The 22,424-nt window shown below is 52.2% G+C and carries 26 protein-coding genes and 1 riboswitch; of the genes, 6 read left to right on the plus strand and 20 right to left on the minus strand.

Annotated elements, in window-relative coordinates; genetic code table 11:
- Positions 1–129: 129 nt before the first annotated feature.
- The 15 genes from PCH05_RS14365 to PCH05_RS14435 form a co-directional block, all read right to left on the minus strand.
- Positions 130–312: a hypothetical protein gene (locus tag PCH05_RS14365; protein WP_127603095.1), complete on the minus strand. Its 183-nt coding sequence runs from the start codon at positions 310–312 to the stop codon at positions 130–132.
- Positions 313–350: 38 nt separating this feature from the next.
- Positions 351–1,646 carry an ABC transporter permease gene (locus PCH05_RS14370; RefSeq protein WP_127603096.1) on the minus strand — a complete coding sequence of 432 codons (1,296 nt, stop codon included), beginning with the start codon at positions 1,644–1,646 and terminating at the stop codon, positions 351–353.
- Complete coding sequence (locus PCH05_RS14375; protein WP_127603097.1) at positions 1,639–2,541, minus strand: ABC transporter ATP-binding protein; 903 nt, start codon at positions 2,539–2,541, stop codon at positions 1,639–1,641. Before PCH05_RS14375 ends, PCH05_RS14370 begins: the two co-directional genes overlap by 8 nt.
- A 2-nt stretch (positions 2,542–2,543) precedes the next feature.
- Positions 2,544–3,458: an ATP-binding cassette domain-containing protein gene (locus tag PCH05_RS14380; protein WP_127603098.1), complete on the minus strand. Its 915-nt coding sequence runs from the start codon at positions 3,456–3,458 to the stop codon at positions 2,544–2,546.
- Complete coding sequence (locus PCH05_RS14385; protein WP_127603099.1) at positions 3,459–3,869, minus strand: GntR family transcriptional regulator; 411 nt, start codon at positions 3,867–3,869, stop codon at positions 3,459–3,461.
- Positions 3,870–3,922: 53 nt separating this feature from the next.
- Complete coding sequence (locus PCH05_RS14390) at positions 3,923–4,642, minus strand: hypothetical protein (protein ID WP_127603100.1); 720 nt, start codon at positions 4,640–4,642, stop codon at positions 3,923–3,925.
- 216 nt (positions 4,643–4,858) lie between these two features.
- A complete protein-coding gene (locus tag PCH05_RS14395) occupies positions 4,859–5,683 on the minus strand; it encodes a DUF4850 domain-containing protein (RefSeq protein ID WP_164766651.1) in 825 nt (274 codons plus the stop codon).
- A gap of 383 nt (positions 5,684–6,066) precedes the next feature.
- Entirely contained in the window at positions 6,067–6,531 is a 465-nt protein-coding gene (locus PCH05_RS14400) for a DUF420 domain-containing protein (protein WP_127603102.1), read from the minus strand.
- A gap of 30 nt (positions 6,532–6,561) precedes the next feature.
- The gene (gene ctaG / locus PCH05_RS14405; protein WP_127603103.1) at positions 6,562–7,473 is read right to left on the minus strand and encodes a cytochrome c oxidase assembly factor CtaG; all 912 of its coding nucleotides are present in this window, start codon (positions 7,471–7,473) and stop codon (positions 6,562–6,564) included.
- A 99-nt stretch (positions 7,474–7,572) separates the two neighbouring features.
- On the minus strand, positions 7,573–7,896 hold the full coding sequence (locus tag PCH05_RS14410; RefSeq protein WP_127603104.1) for a cytochrome C oxidase subunit IV family protein: 324 nt from the start codon (positions 7,894–7,896) through the stop codon (positions 7,573–7,575).
- A 3-nt stretch (positions 7,897–7,899) separates the two neighbouring features.
- Positions 7,900–8,526: a cytochrome c oxidase subunit 3 gene (locus tag PCH05_RS14415; RefSeq protein WP_127603105.1), complete on the minus strand. Its 627-nt coding sequence runs from the start codon at positions 8,524–8,526 to the stop codon at positions 7,900–7,902.
- Positions 8,523–10,373: a cytochrome c oxidase subunit I gene (gene ctaD / locus PCH05_RS14420; protein WP_127603411.1), complete on the minus strand. Its 1,851-nt coding sequence runs from the start codon at positions 10,371–10,373 to the stop codon at positions 8,523–8,525. The genes PCH05_RS14415 and ctaD overlap by 4 nt, the downstream gene beginning before the upstream one ends.
- Positions 10,374–10,450: 77 nt before the next feature.
- Complete coding sequence (gene coxB, locus PCH05_RS14425; RefSeq protein WP_127603106.1) at positions 10,451–11,494, minus strand: cytochrome c oxidase subunit II; 1,044 nt, start codon at positions 11,492–11,494, stop codon at positions 10,451–10,453.
- A gap of 369 nt (positions 11,495–11,863) precedes the next feature.
- Positions 11,864–12,625 (minus strand): type I methionyl aminopeptidase, encoded by a 762-nt coding sequence (map, locus tag PCH05_RS14430; protein ID WP_127603107.1) that lies wholly within the window; start codon positions 12,623–12,625, stop codon positions 11,864–11,866.
- Between the two features lie 172 nt (positions 12,626–12,797).
- Positions 12,798–12,986, minus strand: a complete 189-nt coding sequence (locus PCH05_RS14435) for a hypothetical protein (protein WP_036651115.1) — start codon at positions 12,984–12,986, stop codon at positions 12,798–12,800.
- Between the two features lie 357 nt (positions 12,987–13,343).
- On the opposite strand from PCH05_RS14435, the gene PCH05_RS14440 reads away from it, so the two are divergent.
- The 4 genes from PCH05_RS14440 to PCH05_RS14455 all read left to right on the plus strand — a co-directional run bounded on the left by PCH05_RS14440 (position 13,344) and on the right by PCH05_RS14455 (position 16,219).
- The gene (locus PCH05_RS14440) at positions 13,344–14,366 is read left to right on the plus strand and encodes a serine hydrolase domain-containing protein (RefSeq protein ID WP_127603413.1); all 1,023 of its coding nucleotides are present in this window, start codon (positions 13,344–13,346) and stop codon (positions 14,364–14,366) included.
- A 95-nt stretch (positions 14,367–14,461) separates the two neighbouring features.
- Complete coding sequence (locus PCH05_RS14445; protein WP_127603108.1) at positions 14,462–14,746, plus strand: transposase; 285 nt, start codon at positions 14,462–14,464, stop codon at positions 14,744–14,746.
- A 138-nt stretch (positions 14,747–14,884) separates the two neighbouring features.
- Complete coding sequence (locus PCH05_RS14450) at positions 14,885–15,226, plus strand: DUF4870 domain-containing protein (protein WP_127603109.1); 342 nt, start codon at positions 14,885–14,887, stop codon at positions 15,224–15,226.
- Positions 15,227–15,322: 96 nt separating this feature from the next.
- Positions 15,323–16,219, plus strand: coding sequence for a diacylglycerol/lipid kinase family protein (locus PCH05_RS14455; protein ID WP_127603110.1), 897 nt, complete (start codon positions 15,323–15,325; stop codon positions 16,217–16,219).
- Positions 16,220–16,304: 85 nt separating this feature from the next.
- Here the strand turns inward: PCH05_RS14455 and PCH05_RS14460 are convergent, their stop codons facing one another.
- Positions 16,305–17,639 (minus strand): nucleobase:cation symporter-2 family protein, encoded by a 1,335-nt coding sequence (locus PCH05_RS14460; RefSeq protein WP_127603415.1) that lies wholly within the window; start codon positions 17,637–17,639, stop codon positions 16,305–16,307.
- Positions 17,640–17,761: 122 nt separating this feature from the next.
- Entirely contained in the window at positions 17,762–18,334 is a 573-nt protein-coding gene (locus PCH05_RS14465) for a xanthine phosphoribosyltransferase (RefSeq protein ID WP_127603111.1), read from the minus strand.
- Positions 18,335–18,477: 143 nt separating this feature from the next.
- A riboswitch (purine riboswitch) is annotated at positions 18,478–18,577 on the minus strand.
- Between the two features lie 222 nt (positions 18,578–18,799).
- Here PCH05_RS14465 and mscL point away from each other — a divergent pair.
- The gene (gene mscL, locus PCH05_RS14470; RefSeq protein WP_127603112.1) at positions 18,800–19,288 is read left to right on the plus strand and encodes a large conductance mechanosensitive channel protein MscL; all 489 of its coding nucleotides are present in this window, start codon (positions 18,800–18,802) and stop codon (positions 19,286–19,288) included.
- A 51-nt stretch (positions 19,289–19,339) separates the two neighbouring features.
- Here the strand turns inward: mscL and PCH05_RS14475 are convergent, their stop codons facing one another.
- Positions 19,340–19,645 (minus strand): hypothetical protein, encoded by a 306-nt coding sequence (locus PCH05_RS14475; protein ID WP_174806270.1) that lies wholly within the window; start codon positions 19,643–19,645, stop codon positions 19,340–19,342.
- Positions 19,646–19,770: 125 nt separating this feature from the next.
- Here PCH05_RS14475 and PCH05_RS14480 point away from each other — a divergent pair, with 125 nt between their 5' ends.
- Complete coding sequence (locus tag PCH05_RS14480; RefSeq protein ID WP_127603114.1) at positions 19,771–20,406, plus strand: NUDIX hydrolase; 636 nt, start codon at positions 19,771–19,773, stop codon at positions 20,404–20,406.
- 40 nt (positions 20,407–20,446) lie between these two features.
- On the opposite strand, the gene PCH05_RS14485 is transcribed toward PCH05_RS14480, so the two are convergent.
- Together PCH05_RS14485 and PCH05_RS14490 are read right to left on the minus strand one after the other, a co-directional pair.
- Positions 20,447–21,289, minus strand: coding sequence for a TrmB family transcriptional regulator (locus PCH05_RS14485; protein ID WP_127603115.1), 843 nt, complete (start codon positions 21,287–21,289; stop codon positions 20,447–20,449).
- A gap of 129 nt (positions 21,290–21,418) precedes the next feature.
- Entirely contained in the window at positions 21,419–22,243 is an 825-nt protein-coding gene (locus tag PCH05_RS14490; RefSeq protein ID WP_127603116.1) for a zinc ribbon domain-containing protein, read from the minus strand.
- Positions 22,244–22,424: the final 181 nt, after the last annotated feature.

The following is a 22,424-nucleotide window of genomic DNA, read 5'->3' on the forward strand; positions in this document are numbered from 1 at the left end:
GAATCGGATAGGTTCTCTTTTATTAATAACAGCTGCGGGACAACCAGAGTGCGCATCTGTCATTGCACGTCGGGTTGTTGCCGTCTTATGTGTGCATCGAGCCAATATTCGGTGATTCCATCCGCTGCATTACTTCTCTGCAGCCTTACGCGGCATCTTGATCAGCCCCAGCAGCACGCAGCCCATGCCCGCTCCGGTCAGCAGTCCATCCGTAAAATCATTCATAACCACGCCGGTATGCTTCAGCACCAGCGGCCCGACGATCATCAGCATGCCTGCGGCCATGACGTATTGAAATACTTTTTTACTCATTGGAATACCCTCCGACTTCAAAGTGTGGGAACTCACGCTTAGATCTTATATGCTTTCATCGCCTTGCGGAGCTCTTTGAACGATGGACGTTTGCCATACATCAGAACGCCCGTGCGATAAATTTTAGCGGACAGCCAGCCGAACACGAGTATCGACACGATCAACAGCGCAAGCGAGATCAAAATCTGCCATACCGGTACCTCACCCATGCCAATGCGAACCAGCATGGCGGTCGGCGCTGTGAATGGGATGAAGCTCGTCACTTTGATCAGCATGCTGCCCGGGGTATTGATGCTGAAAATACCGATGTAGAACGCAGCCAGGCCAAGCATTGTAATCGGCATAACCGCTTGCCCCAGCTCCTCGGTACGGCTGACCATGGAACCGATGGCTGCATACAGCACCGCGAACAGGAAGTATCCAAAGATGTAGAAGGCCAAGCCGTACAGCAGTACCTCCATATTGATATCTGCCAGGCTCAGGTGGAATTCATCCAGCATGCCGACGTTATTCGGCAGCATCAGGTTGGCTCCGATCACGACGCCAAAGGCTGCAATCTGAACGATTCCCACCAGGAAAATGCCGATGATTTTGCCGAACATCTGATGCAACGGCTTCACGCTCGTGATGAGAATTTCCATAATGCGCGAGCTTTTCTCGGCGGTAATTTCCGCTGCGATCATATTGCCTGTCATCATGTTGGAGCTGAAGAACAAGATCATCAGGAAGTACACGGTTACGTAATTCATGATTTTCTGATTCCGGTCCTTTTCCGCGTCTTTGCCTGAGCTTGCTTTGGCGTTATCGGATATATCCAGCGAGCTGAAGGATACCGGTTGATTTAGTGCGGAGATTTGCTCGGCCGTCAAGGAATCCTTCGTGATCATCGTCGTCTTGACGTTCTGCAGCGCTCCCTGCAGATAGGTGCCCAGGCTTTGACTCATATCCCCTTCCCCTGCATAGACCACCTTGGGAAAGGACTTGTTCGCAGGGTCTTCCTCAAATGTGACGTAGCCTTCCAGTTTCCCGTCCTTGACGTCCTGTTTCAGCGCGTCCTCGCTGCTTCCCGCATAGGGAACGAATGCATAATCCTTGCTGCCGGCCGCTTCCGCGTATTTCTGAAGCTCCGCCGCCGTTTCCTGCTGACTGCCGACCAACAGGCCGATCTGCTTCGCCTTACCGTCATCCCCTCCGCTGAATTGCTTGATCAGGTACGGAAGGTTCATCCCGATCGTAATCAATATCGCCAGCACCAGCGTCGTAATGAGAAAGGATTTTGTTTTGACTTTATTTTTAAACGTAAACCCGATAATGGTTCCCAAATTGCTATTCATTGGACTCCCCCACCTCTTGAATAAAGATTTGGTTCAGCGTCGGCTCCTTGATCTCGAAGCGTTCGACTGTCGTTTCCGCCATCGCGTGCTGCAGGATCAACTGGGCCGTATCCGGTGTACTGATGTGAATATGATAGCCTCGTTCTACTGACTCCACTGATTTTACCCCCGGAATGGAATCCAGACGGTTCACTTGTCCTTGTGTATACAGGATCACTTCCTCGCGCGGATAACGGCTCTTGATTTCCCTGATATCACCCTGCACGACCGTATTCGACCGATGAAGGATCGTAATGCGGCGGCACAGCTCCTCGACATGCTCCATGCGGTGGGTCGAGAACAAAATGCTCGTTCCGCTATCCCGGAGCTCTTTTACCGTGACCTTCAGCAGCTCCACATTGACCGGATCCAGACCGCTGAACGCTTCGTCCAGAATCAAAATTTGCGGTTTGTGAACGATCGCGGCGATAAAGCCCATCTTTTGCTGATTGCCCTTGGATAGCTCTTCAATCCGTTTATCGTAATATTCCGGTACTTCGAAGCGGTCGAGCCAATAACGCAGGCTCTTGTCCGCATCCAGCTTGGACATGCCGCGCAGGCGGGCCAGATAGATGATTTGATCGCTTATCTTAACCTTCGGATACAAACCCCGTTCTTCCGGCAAATATCCCATGACCCGCGTCAGTTCAACGCTGTAAGGCTTGCCGTGATAACGGATATCGCCTCCATCCGGGTAGATGAGCCCGAGCACCATCCGCATTGTCGTCGTCTTGCCCGCTCCGTTGGCTCCGAGCAGCCCGTAGATCTCCCCCTGCTCCACCTGCAGTGAAATATTGTTGACCGCCGTCTTCTCACCGTACTGCTTGAATACATGATCCAGTTGCAACGCTACCATGTTTACTCCCCTTTCCCCGACTGCGTTCCCGCAGGCAGATGGCCTTTTAGCCATAGGCTTAATATTTCATCAAGCTCGAGCGTCCTTGTCTTCAAGACGGCTATGCCCGAGTCCTGTAAAATCCGTTCTGTCGCTTGGCACTCCGTTGTTATCATCCGCAATACGCCTTGTATATCCTGCTGAAGCTGGATAATTCCCGGCAAATCCTCGGCGAGATCCGGGCTTCCATTGACCCACACCTCTTTCCAGTTGTCCATCAGGCTGTCTTTCTCCGCCATGCCATGCAGCTTCCCGTGATGCAGAAGCATGACATAGTCCGCCAATCTTTTCACTTCATCCACGATATGGGTGGACAGCAGGATCGTCGCTTCGCCCGATTCCATGTAGCTGCGCAGCTCGTCGATCATCAGCTTCCAGGCGAAAGGGTCCAGGCCCGACGACGGCTCATCCAGCAGCAGCAGTTTGGGTTTCGGGGCGAGGGCGGCCGAAATTTCATATTTGCGCCGCTCTCCCTTGGACATTTTCTTCAGCTTAATGTTCCGGGGCACCTTGAATTTCCCCAGCAGCTCTTCAAAATACGTCTGGTCCCAAGCGGGATACCACTGTGCGCGGAATTCCGCCGCTTCCTCGGCGGTCAGATTGTCTTCTTCGCTGCTGGATTTCTCCGAGACAAAACCGATCTGGCACCGCACCTGCCATGGAATTTCCTGCGGGTAGCTCTCGCCGAACCAGGAAATGCCGCCCCGGTCGGGATAGATGATTTTCAGCATCATATGCATGAGCGTGCTTTTGCCCGAGCCGTTCTCTCCGATCAGCCCGATCACATAACCTTGAGGCAGCTTGAGATCGATGGGTCCAATGAGCTTCCGCCGCATTTTTTTCTCGATACCTTTCATTTCTATGGCGATACGTTCCATCTATGCCGGCCCCTCTCCCTTTTCCGGATGGTACTTGCTGTGCAATATTCGTAAAAAAAGCTGCTTCAGCTCTTCCTCCTCCACTTTAATGGATAGGCCGACATCGACTGCGGAACTCAGCGCCTCTTCAACCGCTTCCCGTCTGAATACTTCACGCTGTGAATCTCCGACCTTAGCGACAAATGTCCCGGTTCCCTGCTTCGTCCGCAGCAGCCCTTCGCTCTCCAGGTCCTGATACACCCGGCGAACCGTAATAACACTGCAGTTTAATCCTCCGGCGAATTCCCTGATCGATGGCAAAAGGGTTCCCTCCTTGATTTGTCCGCTGATGATCAGCGATCTTAACTGGGATTCGATCTGATGGTAGAGCGGTTCAGCGCTATTTTCATTCAGCTGTATAGGAATCCACACCTTTCGCACCTCACCTCTTGCTTCTTATTAAAGCGTTCATATATTCATAACTCTTACACCAGATCTCTGCTTCTGAGCTTACGAAGTGTTATTCTCGAGAAGATTATGAGGCTTGCCGCCGCCGCAGCCAGCGTGATCCACATCAAGGGCGACAACAGTCGCCAGCGCGCCGACTCCTCAAACGAGTAGAGCAGCAGGTTACCGCCGCATATTTTAACCAGCAACGCCCCGATGACCGCCTCGGCTAACAAAATCAGGGTTGATCTAAAATAGGCTTTGCCGTGTTTCGAAAATTCAAAGTACATATACGCTCCGGACATCATTATGCCGTATCCAATCCAGGTGAGGGCTAGCGCCAGGTAACCTGCGACCGACATTTCGCTTCGAACCGGTGTAGCAATCCAGTACATCAGGCCGAAAAAAATGATGCCATTAAAAAGGAAGGCCAGGAAAATCTGCATCAGCCGGTATGCGATCACGACGTGGTCGGGGATCGGCAGCGCCCGGAAATAAGCCAGCATCTGCGTATATGAATCCTCGCTTAAGTATTTGAAGGATCTTCGGGAGAAGTAGAATCCCAGCATCGGAATCAGCAGCAGGAACAAACCGTCGAACACCGGGCTTGCGACTTGGGGAGATTCCATCTGTGCGCGGACTCCCATACCGAACGTAAAAGCCATGTAAGCGGCATAGATGATCGTCCATACAAAATATTTCTTCTCGCCCCTTAAATCCTTAACGATCATGGACCATGCCTTCTTCGTGTTTTCCAAACGATTCTCCCCCGCTCAACTAAGTACTTGAAGGTGTGTATATGCACCCGTTCGGTGTGCTTACTGTGTATATCTTTATACACAGTATATAGTGTGATGATCCATCATGCAATAGGCAGCACCTATTTTTTATGGAAAATTTTATGTTTTGCCTGCACACAACCCAAAAAGACCCAAAGTCCTTTAGACTTCGGGTCTTATCTCATCTCCTATTCATCAATAAACGAACATCGAAGGATGCTTGGCGAAAAAATCGAGCATGGCCTGGGTCATTTCCGCCTTATCCTCAGGTGCCTCAAGCTCCAGCATCGTAAACTGCGTGTTGTTCTGCTCGACCTGCCGGTATGCCATACCTGTGGTTCGGTAAGGCTCATTTTCCTTGTTCAGCGTGTACCGGACCAAGTGACCGTTCAGCTCCGTTCTGCTCTCAAACGCCAGCGGCTCTGGCATAAATCCCTTTTCATCCGCCCACTTCTGCATATTCGGAAAATAGCTGCCGATCTTCCCGATCGCGCATCCCTGGCAAGCTCCGACATCCAGATAGGTCAGGTGCATTCGGGGATTGGCAGGATCCCTCATTTCAATTTTGACCGAACCGTCCATCCCGGTTTCGGCCGTGGCGACTTCCCAGTTCCGCGGAGCAAGCAGTAGATAGCCGTGGCTGCTGCCCTCATTCAGGAAAAAGGCTCCCCACCGCGTAAGCTCCTCAGCCGGCAGCGAGATATCCTTCATCACCGGAAATTCCCTGTGGGGAATATTGTTAGGTACGTCTTCACCGAAGAACTTGCCTGTTATGCAGTAGAGCGGAATCTGCCTGATGCCTTTTTCTGAAGATTGCTCCAGCTTCAGCACGCCGCATTGCACCGCAGGCTGTTTGCTTTCACTTTCGGGCTCATTCCCGGCAGAACCGGGCGCTGAATCATTTCCGGGCTTAAGATCTGCCGAAGTCTGATTGTGCCCTGCTTCATGCTGCTCATCTGCCGACATCTCCTTGGGATGGGAAAGCGAGGTCGTGAACAGCAGTGTCAATACTGCAGCCACCGCGATTGCAATGCGTCTGCCCCTCCAACTCCCCTGTTTCATAAAGCCGATACGTTTCATGTGGATTCCCGGACCTTTTCAGTGATTTTGAGGTTCACCCTTATAAACTTTAAACGTGATTGGTACACAAAAAGTTACCGTTTATTTTTTGGCGTTCCTTATTTAATACCCACATTCCAGGTCCAAGAACATACAAATAGCGAGAAAAAGTTAGGTATCCCATCCACTCCTTCAAAAAATGATGCGGCGGACCCATGAACATCCGCCCAGATACTATTATGTAACGGCAAACACAAAAAGACCTTTTCCCTATGCCTGCATGCAGACATCTGAAAAGGTCTTTTGTGAACCGCCTATTCGCGGGATCATGCTGCTGTTCGGGTCTACGCCCCGAGTATAACATCCCATACCGGCTTCGTATGTCCACCCGGATACAGCACGTAGAGCAAGACATAAACCGCTACGCCGGTAATCGCCGTTACAAACCAGATCGTCGCCGTCACTCTTCCCCATTTCCGGTGCTTCGAGAATTTCTCCTTGAAGGCCAGAACCAGAGTGGTAATGCCGAATACGGCAGCCACGGTTGCCAGCGTGATGTGGAAAATCAGAAATATCTGATAATACACCTTAAGCTCGTCCGAGCCGCCCCAGGAAGTGTTTCCTACAAAGGCCGTTCTGGACACGTAGATGATGAAAAAGAGCAGCGCGGCAATCGCGCCGCAGATCATCACCTTTTTGTGGGCATCTCGTTTGCCTTGAATAATGAGCACCCAGCCAATTGCCACCAGAATCGCACTGATGACAATAAACGATGTGCTGATGGTCGGCATCAGCATGTATAAATCCATGGAAATCCTCCTTACTTCGGATACATCAGCTTACGCCCTGTTCAGTGATCCTTCGCTGAATTCAGCCGGCGTGATATCATCGTCTTCTTTATTCTCCGATTTATACCATTGGAAAAATACTTTTCCGAGCATGGATGCGAAGATAAACTCCTGAATGAATTTCATGACGATTCCGCCAACCTGCTGATCTACCTTTGTGCTCATGATGTTGAAAAACGTTGGACCGCCAAACGATTGAAGCAGCTTCGACGGATCTCCGGATACACAGTATCCCATAGCCTGGGCCCAGGTATTCGGATCGCTGTATGTTGCGTACATCGGTTTGGTGGAGAAAATAATCAGACCGCAGGCCGGTGTCAGCAGCACCATGTTCAGGAAAATGAAGCCGATCTTCGCAAGCCCCGATATTTTGTCCTTTTCCGGGAGCGGATTGATCAAGGTCCACCACATCAGGATCGCTGCAATGAACAAGACCAGATAATAAATCCGGTGAACCGCAAAATGCAGCATCACATAGTCATGCACCGCAGGAAAGTGATAGAAGGAGAATAATCCGTTAAATAAGACTGCCGCTACCACAGGCCGGGAAAAGAACCCGAGCTTTTTAAACGGATTCACCTTGAGGAACGCTCTCCAGAGCCATGCCGGTATCCCCATCATGAGCAGCGGCGGCGCTACCAGATAGGACAGTGCCATCGTTGTCATATGAAACGTAAACATCAAATGCCCCAGCAGACTGATCGGTCCGCCTTGAGCAAGGTACAAGATCAACATACCGCAGACGAAGCTGATCTTTTTGCTTATGGACACAGGTTCAGCGCCTTCGAACCTCTCACTTAGGGGTCCGATAACAAGAAAATAAGCAGCCGTCACGATCAGCATAAAAGCCAGAAATAACGGACTGAACAAAGCGCTAAAGCTAAAATATTCTAACCCCAGCATGTTAAAACCTCCTCTCAGGCAGACGCATATCTGTCGAATTTGTGACATCCCTGTTTCATTGAAAAAAAGAGGGGGCTACAGCCCGCCTCTTTCTCTATTTTACCACCAAACCCAATACAATGCTGTGACAATCGCTGTACCGGCTACGAAGAACCCGCCAAGCATGAAGATGATCGGCATCATATGCCCCCGGTCCTTCAAGTGCATCCAGTAACCCATCTGCACCAGAACCTGGATCACCGCCATAACGAGCAGCAGCAGCACTGTAAACGCGGCGTTCACACCGCCTGCAGCGACGGCTGCAAACGCGATGGCTGTCAGAACAATAGATAGAACGAAAACGATAATATGCTTTTGGGGTCCCTCATGACGTTCGCTATGTTTCACCACGTCATGAGTCGCCTGATGATCTGCAGAAGTCATGTTTTAGCCCACCTTTCCGAGCAGGTAAACAACCGTAAAGATGAATACCCACACGACGTCGATAAAGTGCCAATACATTGCCGACACATAAACCTTAGGCGCCGTTACGACCGTCAATCCTTTTTTGAACAGCTGTCCGATCAGGATCGAAATCCATAGCACACCGAAAGCAACGTGCGCTCCGTGGAAGCCGACCAGCGTATAGAACGCCGAGGAGAACGCACTCGTTGTCATTCCGAATTTCTCGGCAGTCACATAATCAGTGAACTCGTAAATCTCGAGGCCAAGGAAGCCAAGGCCCAAAAGAACGGTAATCATCAACCATACGCGAAGCGCAGTGACTTTATGACGGTGCATCGCCTGAACGGCGAACACACTGGTCAAGCTGCTGACGAGCAGGATCAAGGTCGCATAGGCTGTTGTAGAAAAATGAAAGAGCTCATTTGCAGTAGGCCCCTCATTGGTTTGATTGCGAAGCGCCAGAAATGTCGCGAACAGGGTACCGAACAGCACGGCCTCTCCACCAAGGAAGAGCCAGAAGCTGAGCACTTTATTGCGGCCTTCCAACGTCGCTTTTTCGGGTTCGTGAGGCAGTTTGCCGTCTACCGTTTCTGCGTGCGTTGCACTCATGCTTTTACCCCCTCTTCTTCCAGCTCTTCCACTTCGATATGCCAGCCGTGGTCGTCATACAGGGAACGCAGCAGCATGGAACCGAAAGTGATCAGCAAGCCGATAATCACGACAATCCAGTTGTTGAAAATCAGGCTCATAAAGGAATTCGAGAAATCCTCTTTACTGAACATGAATCCAAGACCGGCGATGAAAATACCTACAGACATCACGAAAGGAAGGATCGTTGGCGAAGGCATATGAATCGGTCCAAGCGGTTCTGCCGGAGTCATGCCTTTGTTGCCAGCCATTTTCTCTTTCCACAAAGCATCGATGCCGCGAACGAGCGGAGTCTGCTTGAAGTTGTACTCTGGCGGAGGGGATGGAATCGCCCATTCCAGCGTACGTCCGTCTTCCCAAGGATCCGCTGCAACGCCTTTAGGCTTGAATGCCGTCGCGATGGCATTGATCAGGAAGAAGAGAATACCGATACCCATCAGGATTGCACCGATGGTACTTACCATGTTAAGCGTATCGAAGCCCTGGTTAGGCAGATACGTAAATACGCGGCGCTGCATACCCATCAGACCCAAGAAATGCTGTACGAAGAAGGTCAGATGGAAACCGATGATAAAGAACCAGAAGGACAGTTTGCCCAGCGTTTCGTTCAGCATGCGGCCGAACATTTTAGGCCACCAGTAGTGCAGGCCTGCGAGCAAGCCGGATACCAGGCCACCTACGATAACGTAGTGGAAGTGGGCTACGACGAAATAGGTATCATGGAACTGGAAGTCGGCAGGAGCCGAAGCCAGCATAACCCCTGTAACGCCACCCATAACGAATGTAGGGATAAATCCGATCGCAAACAGGTTCGGGCTTGTAAAGCGAATCTGTCCGCCCCACATGGTGAACAGCCAGTTAAAGATTTTGATACCGGTAGGTACCGCAATCAGCATCGTTGCAATGGAGAACAGCGCATTCGCAACCGGACCGAGGCCTGTTGTGAACATGTGGTGAGCCCATACCATGAAGCCCAGGAAGGCGATCAGGATGGTCGCGAACACCATGGAACTGTATCCGAACAGACGCTTGCGTGCAAATGTAGGAATAACCTCAGAAATCACGCCGAAAGCCGGCAGGATGAGGATATACACTTCAGGGTGACCAAATATCCAGAAGATATGCTGCCAAAGGATGGGGTTACCACCGTTGGATACTTCGAAGAAGTTGGCTCCCAAAATCCGGTCGAACGAAAGCAATACCAGACCAACCGTAATGGCTGGAAACGCGAACAGGATCATCGCGGATGTAATGAAGGAAGTCCATGTAAACATCGGCATTCTCATAAAGGACATCCCCGGTGCACGCATCGTAATGATCGTTGCCAGGAAGTTAATGCCCCCGATCAGCGTACCGAGACCGGCAATCTGCAGGCCGACGGTGTAAAAATCGACACCGTGGGTCGTGCTGTATGTCGTTGTTGAAAGCGGAGTATAAGACGTCCAGCCGGCATCCGGTGCACCGCCCATAATCCAGCTCAGGTTGAGCAGCAGGCCGCCGAACAGGAACGTCCAGAAGCCAAGCGAGTTCAGAAACGGAAACGCGACGTCGCGTGCACCGATCTGCAGCGGAATAACCGCGTTCATCAGTGCGAAGATTACGGGCATAACGCCCAGGAAGATCATCGTCGTACCGTGCATCGTAATCAGTTCGTTAAAGGTTTGGGCTGAGACGAAATCGTTCATCGGCTTGATCAGCTGCAAGCGGATCAACACCGCTTCAATACCGCCGATTCCGAAGAACAGACCGCCAGCCAGTAAGTAAAGTATGGCTATTTTCTTATGGTCGACTGTTGTAAGCCAATCCATTAAGCCCTTATGGCGCTTGACACTATGAGCATGAGCCAAGGTTGGTACCCCCTCTTATAAAATCTTGCTGTTGCTGATTAATAGTTCAACTTATAGTTAGCCAAGTAATCGGCAATGCCATCGATTTGTTCATCTGTCAGACCCAAATCTTTTGGAGCTGGCATTTTGTTGCCCGGTTTCACAGCTTGTGGATCTTCAAGCCATGTTTTCAGGTTTTCCTTCACCGGTTTGCCTCCGTCTTGACCTTCGTTCAGCAAGATACCGGCAACCGATTCGCGGGAACCGATGCCTGTAAGATTCGGAGCTACTGGACCACCTTGATCACCTACAGCGTGGCAAGACAGGCAAGATTTCTTGAACGTTTCAGCCAGTGCTTGATCTTTAGGCAAGACAGCCGGAGCTTTCATGGCCGTTACCCATTTGTCAAACGAATCCGGGCTGACAGCCTTGACCTTGAACTCCATCAGACCGTGCGAAGGACCGCAAAGCTCGGCGCACTTACCGCGGTATACCCCTTCTTTATCCGTGCTGAAGCTGAAACGGTTAATCGTTCCGTCCGGGTTCGTGTCCATTTTACCGGACAGGGATGGTACCCAGAAGGAGTGAAGCACGTCGGCGGTTTTCAGCTCGAACGCAATGTTTTTGCCGGTCGGAATCATCAGTTCCTGAGCCGTTTTCACGCCGTACTGCGGATATTCGAACTCCCACCAGTATTGGTGCGAAGTCACCTTCACCTGTACGGAACCCTTTTCATTATAATGATCATCACCAAAAGCAAAAATCTTTTGAACCGTAGGAACGGCGAGAATGAACACCAGAATCAGCGGAATTACAGTCCAGATAATCTCCAGCTTGAAGTTTCCTTCCACTTGTTCAGGCACATCTGTTTGTCCTTTTTTTCTGCGGAACTTAATCAAAACGTAAACCGCAATTGCAAATACGATGATTAGGACCACGATCATGATCGTGATTGATAGCTTCATCAAATCGTATTGTCCTTCCGCCACAGGCCCCTGTGGTCGTAATGCCGACAAGTCCTCGCGGCCGCACCCGGCTAAAAGCAGAGAAAATACTGCGAGCAAGGGAAGGAGTCGCTTTACAGCCTGCCACCGTTTCATCATTGATCTACCCCACTTTTTACATTTTCACAGGCGCCGCCAAAGACACATTCGGCGGTCATTCACCTGCGCTATAACGGATGAATTGCTACTGTCAATTAAAACAATCACCTATTTAATATAAGTTTAAGGTACTATTTTGTCAATGTTTCTGACCTAGTTCACAAATTGTTCGAAAAGTGCTGAAAGTCGCGCCACACAAGCGTTTGCAATCGTTTCCACCGCCTCTGCTCCCCCCTCTTGCACCCCTCGGTTTGGAACCTTGGTAATCCCTTTTCGTATACCCACATTTCTTCCCTTTCATTCATATTTCCCCTTTTTCCAAGCTTTGAATCGTCACCAATCCGTCAAATTCCCACAAAAAAAGAGCCCTTAAAAGGGCTCCTGCCGGGTCAGAATCAACGGTCCTTCTTCCGTCACGGCGATCGTATGCTCAAACTGCACGCCGCTCGTGCCATCGGCCGTCTGAATGCTCCAGCCGTCATCGTTCCACAGCACGGCGCCCGTCGGCCCCAGCGTGAATATCGGCTCCACGGTAATGACCATGCCTTCCACCAGTCTCACGCCTTCTCCCGGCCTGCCGTAATTCGGCACGTCCGGCGATTCATGGATGACCCGGCCGATGCCGTGGCCCACCAGCGGCCTTACGATGCCGTAGCGTCCTTTGCGTGCTGCCCTTTCGATCGCGTGTCCGATATCTCCGGTCGTGGCTCCCACCCTGGCCTGGTCGATCCCTGCATACAGCGCCTGCTCCGTTTTCATCATCAGCTTTTGCAGCGGCCTGCTGAGACGCCCTACGCCATAGCTCCAGCCGGAGTCGGCAAGCCAACCGTCCTTGTTGACGACAATATCGATGGTTACCACATCGCCTTCGGCCAGCGGCACGTCGTTCGGAAATCCGTGACAGATGGTGTCGTTGACCGAGGCACAGGTGGCAAAAGGAAAGCCTCTGTAGCCCTTTTGCTCCGGAGTGGCGCCCTGCCGTGCCAGATACGCTTCCACGAAGGCATCAATGGCAAGGGGAATGACTCCCGGAGCGATCATGGCGGCAATTTCCCGGTGGCATGCGGACAGTATGCGGCCCGCCTCCCGCATATATCCGATCTCTTCCCTGCTTTTCAAGCTGATCTCCATGCTGCTGCTCCTCTCGCTTCACGCGTATTGCCCATCAAACGGGGAATGATACACTATATGCGAAAGGGCGCTTGTACAGCCGCACGCAAAAACAAAAAAACCGCAGCTCGCGAAGCGGCTCGCGAGAATGCGGTTGATCATATGTGTTTCATGTCATTGTTTGACGTAGTGATTATGAAACGGAAGAATTCATTCTTCCCAATTCATGCTCCACAACCGAGGTTAACTCTTCTTCGTACCCTCCCATAATATGATATTTCCGGACGTATTCCTTCACGAATTTCTTCGGATCTTTTGGCCGGAATATCCGTGTCATTTCCCGCAGACTTTCTTTAACTTCGTTATGACCTTTAGTTGCCATGATAGTTCCCTCCCAAAACACTTGAATGGATTGCTCCAATTAAGAGAATGCCGAAAAGACCTTACCTGACATGAAGAAGTAGTCGTTTGCAGTTAGTTATTTAGGTTTGGGCTGAACGCTCCCGGCTGCCGTCTAAGGTACTGATGAATAACATACCCCAAGACGGTAAGACTGAATCACTCCCTTCATTGTATCATATTCTGCTGAACAAAACAGCTTTCCAAAAAAATGAATAGATTAAGTTTTTTTACATTGAATTTAAAGCTTCTTATCTTAGTCATCGGCGGATTGGGTTAAGTTAATAAATAATGATGGATGATCGGGCTTCATTGGCCGGTCATGAAAGGAGTGCAATGCATGGATCAAGGCAGCATGCTGCTGATGAAATCGCCCTTATACCGGACCCCGTCTATTCCTTATCGGCGGCCTGAAAAAGCGGACTGCGACTTGCATCTGCTGGATCAGGCTGACGCCGAGATTCGGGATTCCTTCCCGAAAATGCGCAGTTTTCTTGTGGCACGCGGAGGAAGCCTGATTTACGAACAATACTATAACGGCCATGAAAGCGGATCGCTGAATGATCTGAGATCGGCCACCAAAAGCGTGACGTCCATTCTAACGGGCATCGCCGCTGGCCAAGGCCTGCTTCCTGAGCTGGATCAGCCGCTGCTGCCTGTGCTGGAGCGGTATGTCCGTAAACAGACCCATCCCGAGCTGAAGGACACGCTGACCCTGCGGCGACTGCTGACCATGACCACCGGGCTCGCGTGGCAGACGGGCAAGAAGCTCGGAGAGCCCCTCATTCACCGTTTTCATCGCAGCAGACATTGGACATCCTTCGCTCTTTCCCTGCCCGTGCTTCCGGAAATGGTCGGACGATTTCAGTACCGGAGCGTCGATACACATCTCCTGTCGGTCCTTTTGTCAGAGTGTACCGACCAGGATGCGTTTGCTTATGCCAGGGATCATGTATTCGGACCGCTTGGAATCGAGCATGCCGCCTGGTCCTCCAGTCCCGAAGGGCACAGCATGGGACATGTCGGCCTGTATCTCACCTCAAGGGACATGGCCAAGCTCGGCGTCTGCTGCCTGAATGGCGGTAAATGGAACGGTGCTCAGGTCATTCCGCCGGAATGGCTTTCTCAGGCGCTTCAGCCGCAGGTGGACGGCTATCCGGCTTTCGGAGATTACGGCTTCGGCTGGTGGACAGGCAAAATGAACGGCCAAAGCTTCAGCTGCGCCCACGGGCACGGCGGACAGCAGCTCTACCTTTTCCCCGAGGCCGATGCAGTTGTTGTGTTCACCGCAGACAGCAAGGTCAGCCGCTGGAAAAATCCAAGGCCGCTGCTGCAGCGGTTCATTCTGGAAGCGATGCGCTGACGGATAAACCAAGATCGCGCAGGGAACGTTAAGAAGGCAGTTTTACGTCTTCTGCATCATTGTTTCCGACAGCGCCATGAAGGAGGACTTAAGGAATGAACAATAAAGACAAAGCGATGCTGCCCGTTTCCCGTGAAGAAGTCGAAGTCGATGGGGTGTACACCAATGAGTGGGGCCGCGAAGAAGTGCTGCACCGGGGACAAGACTTCCCCTCCGATCCGATGCTTGGCACGACCGAATGGCAGCTGAGCGAATTCATTTACGATAACCATCACGATGGCCGGACGGACCCCCGCTTGGTACCGAAAGAGAACGATACCGACAAGATCGGCAAAATCACGCATCCGCGCAAGCAGCACCAGGGCGGCGACGCTTCCTAGCCTTCGGCAGTGTCACATTTGAATAAGCTATGCAAAAAAGCATCCGAAGAAGCCGGATGCTTTTTTTGCTTCACATAACTTGTCTGTGCCGGACATATGTATACAACAATCCGAAGTCAGACAAGGAGTGGTCACTTTATGTCCCCTTTTTTCAAATCCTCCACCGGCCTGCCCGAAAATATCGCCGCAACGCTCTGTTACTTATTCGCCTTCATCGGCGGCATCGTATTTCTTGCGCTGGAGAAGCGCAGCCGCTTCGTCCTGTTTCATGCCCTGCAGTCGGTTTTCGCTTTTGGGGCCGTCATGATCGCCCATGTCCTCTGCGGCTTTATTCCCCTGATCGGCCCGCTGGTCGCCGGACTCCTCTCCATTGTGACGGTGGTCATGTGGATCGTGCTGCTCTTCAGCTCGCTGCAGGGAAAATGGCTGAAGCTTCCCTGGATCGGTGATTTTGCCGAGAAACAGCTCCGTCATCTGTGAAACCTTCCATATGTCCATTATTTCAGGGTTCCCTTTTCACCTTGAACTTCTTACAATAAAGATAAAGGGTTCATTGAATGACATGGGGGAAATCGAATGTATCTGTTTGTAGTCAACAAAAAGTCGGGCAATGGCCACGGGTACCGTACCTGGCTTAAAATCAAGGACGCGCTTGATTCCAAGGCGATCCAGTACCGCTATCTGTTTACCGAAAGCGCCGAACAGGCGGCCAGCCTCATCGCAGACACCCTCTCCGAGACGGAGCATTGGCAGGGTGTGGCCGTCATTGGTGGCGATGGCACGATTCACAGCGTGCTGCCCGTACTGAAAGACTTCAGCATTCCGCTCGCCGTTATTCCTGCAGGTTCAGGCAATGACACCGCGCGCGGCTTCGGCATCCCGCATGATCCGCTGTCGGCGCTTGAGGTCATGCTCTCCGGACAAACCACGGCGGCCGACCTGATCGTCACCTCCGGCGGCTTGACGCTGACGGCACTCGCGATCGGCTTCGACGCGCAGGTCGCCGAGAACGTCAACACCAGCCTGTATAAAAAGGTCTGCAACTTTTTCCGCGTCGGCAGAGCGGCCTACATTGTCGGCATCCTGCATACGCTCATGACCTTCAAGCCGTGCAGCGTCACTGTGACCTGCGATGGCGTGACGTCGACCTATTCCGGCGCCTGGCTTACCGCCATCTCCAACGTCAAAAGCTACGGCGGCGGACTGCATATTTGTCCCGAGGCCCATCCCGGTGACGGGCAGCTGGATATTTGCATCGTGCATGGCTGCTCTCGCCTGCAGCTCCTCCGCCTGTTTCCGACCGTGCTTAGCGGAAAGCATGTGCATCTGCCTTTCGTGACTTTCATGCGGGGCAAGGAGATGTCCGTTCATTTCGAACAGCAGCGGCTTGCCCTGGGCGATGGGGAGAACATGTCCACCGGGCCGTTCGATATATTCGTGGAGCCAAGCGCGCTGCAGGTGTATGCTGTATAATCCGTTGAAAATGAAATCATAGAATACTAGATACCGAATGACCCGCAGAACGTTCTGAAATCCAAAAAAAGAAGGACAAGCCCGCTTAGGCGGCTTGTCCTTCTTTCATTCCTGCATCTTCCGTATTCGGAAGCCTTCCTCCCTTAAGTCCATTGAACAGCAGGTTGAGCACGATCGCCGTCACACTTCCGGCCACAATGCCGTTGTCGACGAGAATGCGGGCCCAATCCGGAAGCACCTTGAACAGGTCCGGGCTTACGCTGACGCCAAGCCCCATGCCTACTGAGCAGGCGATAATAAACAGATTCTCGAATTTATTCAGGTCCACTTGGCCTCCAAGCATCCGGATACCGGACGAGACGACCATTCCGAACAGGGCCACCATCGCGCCGCCGAGCACCGAAGTCGGAACGAGCTGGGTGAGTGCGGCGATTTTCGGCACGAAGCCGATCACGATCAGGATGCCCCCCGCCACGAAAATAACGTCCCGTGTCTTCACGCGGCTCATTTGCACCAGACCGACGTTTTGCGAATAAGTGGTGTAAGGAAACGAGTTAAACAAGCCGCCCAGCACGATCGCCAGACCCTCAGCCCGGTATCCCTTGGCGAGATCCTTGGAGGAAATGTCCTTGTCGACGATCTTTCCGAGCGCCATGAACACGCCTGTCGATTCCGCGATACTGACGATCGCCACGAGAATCATAGTCAGAATCGAGGAGACATGGAAGGTCGGAGCTCCAAAATAGAACGGTCTGACCGCATGGAACCAGCCAGCTTCCTTCAGAGGCGTCAAGTCCACATGCCCGGTTGCCGCCGCGACCAGCGTGCCGATAATCAGCCCGATCAGAACCGATATCGAGCGGATAAAGCCTTTTGCGAAACGGTTCATCAAAATGATGAATATCAATACTCCGAAGCCGAGTCCGAGATTCAGCAAGCTTCCGAATTCTCCGACCGCCTTGGCTCCGTCGCCACCGCCAAGATCGTTCAGCGCGACCGGAACCAGCGTCACCCCGATCACCGTCACGACGGAACCGGTAACGACTGGCGGAAATAAAGCAATCAGCTTGCCGAATAGCCCCGAGAATAAAACAACGAAGAGGCCCGAAGCGATGATCGCACCGTATATTGCAGATACGCCGTCTTTCAGACCGATAGCAATCATCGGCGATACCGCCTGAAAAGCGCATCCGAGCATCACGGGCAGTCCGATGCCGAAGAAACGGTTGCCCCATGCCTGAAGCAGTGTAGCCAGACCGCAAGCCATTAAGTCAATCGCAATGAGGTATGTGAGCTGCTCGGTCGTGAAATGGAGTGCATTACCTACGATCAGCGGCACGATGACGGCGCCGGCATACATGGCCAGCACGTGCTGAATGCCGAGCGAGAAAGTCTTGAAAGGATTCCTGTTTTTCATCATAGAAGCTTGGTGCTGCCCTTGTTGGTTCCGTTCCACGGAAAGATTCCTCCCAGAAAGTGGTTTTTCATTTTACGCCTGCAAGTAAATGCATGTAAGCTGCCGATCACGGTCGATAAGGAGTGCTACTCCGCAAACGTGACGGTGCCGTTGTCGAGAGCCGCGATCCGGACCAGCGACTCTACGCGGTAGCCTGCTTCCTGCAGCAGACGGCCGCCCGGCTGGAAAGCCTTTTCGATCACGATGCCGATGCCGGCGACCTCCGCTCCGGCCTGCTCCACGATCCGCGCGAGCCCGAAGGCCGCTTCGCCGTTCGCCAGGAAATCATCCACGATCAGCACCCGTTCGCCCGGCTGGATGAACTTGCGGGAAACCGTAATTTCGTTCGTTTCCTGTTTCGTAAAGGAGAAGACCTTTTCCACATAAATATCCTCCCGCAGCGTGAGCGATTTCTGCTTGCGCGCAAAAATCAGAGGCACTTCTAGCTCCAAGGCGGTCATGATGCCCGGCGCGATCCCGGAGGATTCTATCGTAAGCACACGGTCAATCTTTTGGTCTGAGAACAGACGCTTGAATTCCTTTCCCACTTCCTTCATGAGAACAGGATCCATCTGGTGGTTCAGAAACGAATCGACCTTCAGTACCTGGTTGCTGAGCACAATACCTTCGTTCATCACTTTTTGCTTTAACAATTGCATTACTTTTCCCCCTTCAAATCTCCATGGTTCGCATTCTCCGAAAAACAACAAAAAAGCCCGCCTCTTCCAGGCGCAGCCTTGCAGGCAGCGCTCGGTTTCAGGACGGACTCACGGAAACAACTCAAAGACGTCGGGACAAGCGCCCGACCATTCGTCATTCCCGTAGTCCGACCATTCCGGTGATCGGGTAGAGACATGCAGGCCCATTCCTGCACATATACGAGAAGCCTTATGAAAGTTTTCAGTAAACGTATAGACAATGCATGAAGTATACCGCATAACCGGCATAAAAAGAAAGAGGTATTTGATGGAGGGTGGCGATACAGCCCGGAAATTCATCGAAATTGCTGATTTTGACCCCAATCTCGTTTATACTTGAATCAATTTGATAATAGATTCTGATGTGATAATGAGATTGTCACATACGATTCATAGAATCATAGAAAGAGTCTGGAGGTAACCATAATGAAGGGTTTTATTAATGAATTCAAGGAGTTTGCCGTTCGCGGCAACGTCGTCGATCTGGCCGTCGGCGTCATTATCGGCGGTGCGTTCGGCAAAATCGTCACGTCCATCGTCAACGACATTATTATGCCGCCGATCGGGCTCCTGCTGGGGGGCGTCAACTTTAAGGATCTGATCATTCCGCTTAAGCCTGATCTGAAACTGTCTGACGGAACTCCGATCCATACGCTGGCGGATGCTCAGAAGGTCGGAGCGCCCGTCATCGCCATCGGCCAATTCATCAACGTTGTTCTCGATTTTCTGATTGTGGCGTTTTGCATTTTCATGCTGGTGAAGGGCATTAACTGGATCAAAAACAGGGAACATGATAAGCCGGAGCCTGAGAAAACGACCAAGGAATGCCCCTACTGCTTATCCGAGATCCCTGCCGCTGCCAGCCGCTGCGCTCACTGCACTTCCGTGCTTGACGCAGCTCCGGAGCATGGCTGAGTCTAATCGAACCGGCAATCAGCCGGATGAAGGCCGCGGGACAGCCCGCGGCTACAATCCCGGCGGGCGCTGGGGCAGAAGGCTGCCGATCAGGTTCTTCAAATCCCGATCCTCCGTGTATTTCTCCTCGCCGGTATCCAGCTCCGTGATGCGAATGTACTCGTAGTCCGCTCCTGCCGCTACCGGAGTGAACAGCAGCCGGTCCGGATCGGTTAAAGCCACCTCGTATTTCATATCCTTAAACATCTCCAGCAGCTGCCGGGTTTCGGGCTTCTTCCCCTTCTCGATAAAAAGCAATCCCCTTAGACGCTTCAACTCCTGCCTGTACTTCACTTCGAAACGAACGATGCATTCCATGACCATCTCTCACTTTCCCATGATTTTATGAACCCTATCCTTCAACCGGGCCCCAGCTTGCCATGCAATCGAACCTGCGGGATAATATTCATGATTTGAATTTGCCCGGAGGAGTTGTTGCAGCCATGAGCCAGGAATTATTCGATATTTATGATGAGCACGACCAGAAAATCGGTACCGCACCTCGGAATGAGGTTCATGCCAAAGGCTATCTCCACCATTCCTTCCACTGCTGGATCGCAAGGGATACGCCGGAAGGACGCAAGATCCTGTTTCAAAAGCGCCAGGACACCAAAGATACCTTCCCGGGTCTCTTCGACATTACGGCAGCCGGCCATCTGTCCGCAGGCGAAACCGTCGAGGACGCCGTCCGCGAGGTGGAAGAGGAACTCGGTATCCCCGTCCGGATGGATCAGCTGACCTCCCTTGGCACCATTGATTATTACGCAACCGGCACCGCCGGCGGCCAAGCCTTCATCGACCGGGAGAAATGCTTCGTCTTCGGCTACCTGCTGAACCTCCCGCTTACCGCTTTCCGCCTCCAAAAGGAAGAAGTCGCCGGACTGTATGAAACGGATCTGGATGACGCCATCGCGCTTTTTGAAAGACGCGTTTCCGCCATTAAGGCTTCGGGCATCCTTTCCGCGCAGGATGAAAGGGACAGCGCCCAAATTTTTGATACCACTTTAATATTACAACAATTCGTGCCTCATAAAAGTGATGATTATCTCCATGTATTCAAAGAACTGAAGAAGCTCTAGCGAATACTTCCGTTTTTAAAGGTAAAGTTAAAAGGGCGCCTTAGGCGTCCTTTTCCTGTACAGACATATGCTCATCTTCCGGTGCTTGCGCCGGATCGGGTCCGACGTATTTGCGGTAAATCCGTTCATACCTGGGCCCGTAACGTTCTGCGAGTTCTTCCCCGATGTCCTGTTCCAGTTCGAACAGCACCATTTCCTGTGTAAAATGATGAAGCAAAAGCTCCACCATCACCGGATGCTCGGTCACGAGCCCCTGCGTCGCGCAGTCCTCCCCGCGCATGCCGAGCATGCACCAGCGGCGGTCAATCACGAATGAGAATCGCCGGCCCATGTCGATCCCGGCCGGTTCCTGTCCGAGCGACGGCCAAGGGAGCAGGCGGCTGACGGCAGCATCCGTGCCGAGGCAGGACCAGAGCAACTTGACCCCGCGCCGTTCGGCATCCTCCAGTCCCTGTCTGACCAGCGATGCTTCCTCGCGCCAAACGTCCACGACGATTTCATGCTCGGCCCGTTCGAGCTCGCGGGTTAGCGTCTCCATGACATTGCGGTCTCCCTCCACGCTGTAAAAGGGCTGCTGTTCCGTTTCCACGCGCGGCATTCTCGTTTCAATAAAGGACAACGATTCCTTGACCTGTCCGGAAATCATCTGCGTTAATTCTTCAGGCTTCAGCATGCTGTATCGGACGGGTTCCCCTGCGCTGCGCCGCAAAAATCCGTGCTGTGACAGGCGCTGCAGGGCGGCGTACACGTTTGAGCGCGACACGCCAAGCCCTTTCGCCACTTCATAGCCCGAAGATGGCCCCCTGCCGGCCAGCTCCACCATAATTTTTGCTTCCATCTCCGTAAAACCCAAATTCCGCAGATGCTGTAGCAATTGTTCCATCATCTTGTCCTCCCAAGCTGCGAAAAACCCTTGTGTTTCCTATTGCGCTATCCGAATGCGGTCATTCCCGTATGCATAAGTGCAGAAAACCATGGTTACTCCATAAGATATATGATTCAAGGCATGAAATTATATTTGTTCCGCTCCGCATCGCGGGCACCATTTGGAGCCTTTGGGGAGATCGGCCCGGCAGATCTGGCATTTGACCGTATCGCGCGTTGAGTCGGCGATGGGCTTTTCAACCGGTCCGTCATTATTGTCCTTCCAGTAACGGATGCGGCGATCCAGCTCCAGCTGGCGTTCACGCTCGCGCTCCAGCTCTTCCGACTGCCGGCGTTCCCGTTCGTCCGGGTACAGCTCCTCTTCATCCGGCTCATCCCAGCTCGACTTGGGATCATAATCATCGAAATCATAGGCACGTTCAGCGGAAGCCCCGGTTTCTTCCCGGTGAAAGAGGCGGACCTCATCGGAGTCTTCATCTTCAACTTCATCATTTCTGACCACGGGCTCCCGGTAAATTTTGGTTTCCCCGAAATCTTCGCTCTCGAATACGGCGGCCGAAGAGGCTGCCCGGGACTCGGGCCGTTTCTCCGTATGCGTCTCTCCGCGCAAATTCCGCCCGCAGGCCGGGCAGAAATTGGCGTCAAGCTCCACCGTACGTCCGCATTGGCACAGCTTTTCGTTCTTCAGCTCAGCGATACGCTGGCGAATCTCGTCGATTTCCGTTTGCAGGCTGTCACATGCTTTGGAGTGCTTCATCATTTCGCGTTCGGCCGAAGTCAGGTCCTCGATCTGGTACCCCTCATAAAAAGCCCGGCCCATTTCCATGAAATGAAGCTCCATTTCCTTCTCTATCTCGGCGATTTGCCCGTTCAGCTTGCCGACTTCAACGGCTCCCTGCGCCTTTTCGGTTGCGCGGTTCGCTCCATCCTTGATACGTTGCAAGATATTCATCGGTTTTCTCCTCCATTTTTCAAAAAACTCATCCCATGAAACATGTCATTTTCTCTACATATCGAACGAAAACGGATCCTCTTGTCCCAATCCATCCAGGGGAATGAAGGCAAATGCCATTTTGCGTTCAATATATATACCCGAATTCATTCATATTGTTTTTTTTCATTATTTATTTGCA

The sequence above is a fragment of the Paenibacillus chibensis genome (genome assembly GCF_004001045.1).
GTDB lineage: Bacteria > Bacillota > Bacilli > Paenibacillales > Paenibacillaceae > Paenibacillus_AQ > Paenibacillus_AQ chibensis.

Bases quoted from the DNA above. Each gene is read 5' to 3' on its own strand.
- PCH05_RS14365 (WP_127603095.1), bottom strand. From the start codon at position 312: ATGAGTAAAAAAGTATTTCAATACGTCATGGCCGCAGGCATGCTGATG.
- PCH05_RS14370 (WP_127603096.1), bottom strand. From the start codon at position 1,646: ATGAATAGCAATTTGGGAACCATTATCGGGTTTACGTTTAAAAATAAA.
- PCH05_RS14375 (WP_127603097.1), bottom strand. From the start codon at position 2,541: ATGGTAGCGTTGCAACTGGATCATGTATTCAAGCAGTACGGTGAGAAG.
- PCH05_RS14380 (WP_127603098.1), bottom strand. From the start codon at position 3,458: ATGGAACGTATCGCCATAGAAATGAAAGGTATCGAGAAAAAAATGCGG.
- PCH05_RS14400 (WP_127603102.1), bottom strand. From the start codon at position 6,531: ATGGATTTATACATGCTGATGCCGACCATCAGCACATCGTTTATTGTC.
- ctaG (WP_127603103.1), bottom strand. From the start codon at position 7,473: ATGCTGGGGTTAGAATATTTTAGCTTTAGCGCTTTGTTCAGTCCGTTA.
- PCH05_RS14410 (WP_127603104.1), bottom strand. From the start codon at position 7,896: ATGACTTCTGCAGATCATCAGGCGACTCATGACGTGGTGAAACATAGC.
- PCH05_RS14415 (WP_127603105.1), bottom strand. From the start codon at position 8,526: ATGAGTGCAACGCACGCAGAAACGGTAGACGGCAAACTGCCTCACGAA.
- ctaD (WP_127603411.1), bottom strand. From the start codon at position 10,373: ATGGATTGGCTTACAACAGTCGACCATAAGAAAATAGCCATACTTTAC.
- coxB (WP_127603106.1), bottom strand. From the start codon at position 11,494: ATGATGAAACGGTGGCAGGCTGTAAAGCGACTCCTTCCCTTGCTCGCA.
- map (WP_127603107.1), bottom strand. From the start codon at position 12,625: ATGGAGATCAGCTTGAAAAGCAGGGAAGAGATCGGATATATGCGGGAG.
- PCH05_RS14435 (WP_036651115.1), bottom strand. From the start codon at position 12,986: ATGGCAACTAAAGGTCATAACGAAGTTAAAGAAAGTCTGCGGGAAATG.
- PCH05_RS14440 (WP_127603413.1), top strand. From the start codon at position 13,344: ATGGATCAAGGCAGCATGCTGCTGATGAAATCGCCCTTATACCGGACC.
- PCH05_RS14445 (WP_127603108.1), top strand. From the start codon at position 14,462: ATGAACAATAAAGACAAAGCGATGCTGCCCGTTTCCCGTGAAGAAGTC.
- PCH05_RS14450 (WP_127603109.1), top strand. From the start codon at position 14,885: ATGTCCCCTTTTTTCAAATCCTCCACCGGCCTGCCCGAAAATATCGCC.
- PCH05_RS14455 (WP_127603110.1), top strand. From the start codon at position 15,323: ATGTATCTGTTTGTAGTCAACAAAAAGTCGGGCAATGGCCACGGGTAC.
- PCH05_RS14460 (WP_127603415.1), bottom strand. From the start codon at position 17,639: ATGATGAAAAACAGGAATCCTTTCAAGACTTTCTCGCTCGGCATTCAG.
- PCH05_RS14465 (WP_127603111.1), bottom strand. From the start codon at position 18,334: ATGCAATTGTTAAAGCAAAAAGTGATGAACGAAGGTATTGTGCTCAGC.
- mscL (WP_127603112.1), top strand. From the start codon at position 18,800: ATGAAGGGTTTTATTAATGAATTCAAGGAGTTTGCCGTTCGCGGCAAC.
- PCH05_RS14475 (WP_174806270.1), bottom strand. From the start codon at position 19,645: ATGGAATGCATCGTTCGTTTCGAAGTGAAGTACAGGCAGGAGTTGAAG.
- PCH05_RS14480 (WP_127603114.1), top strand. From the start codon at position 19,771: ATGAGCCAGGAATTATTCGATATTTATGATGAGCACGACCAGAAAATC.
- PCH05_RS14485 (WP_127603115.1), bottom strand. From the start codon at position 21,289: ATGGAACAATTGCTACAGCATCTGCGGAATTTGGGTTTTACGGAGATG.
- PCH05_RS14490 (WP_127603116.1), bottom strand. From the start codon at position 22,243: ATGAATATCTTGCAACGTATCAAGGATGGAGCGAACCGCGCAACCGAA.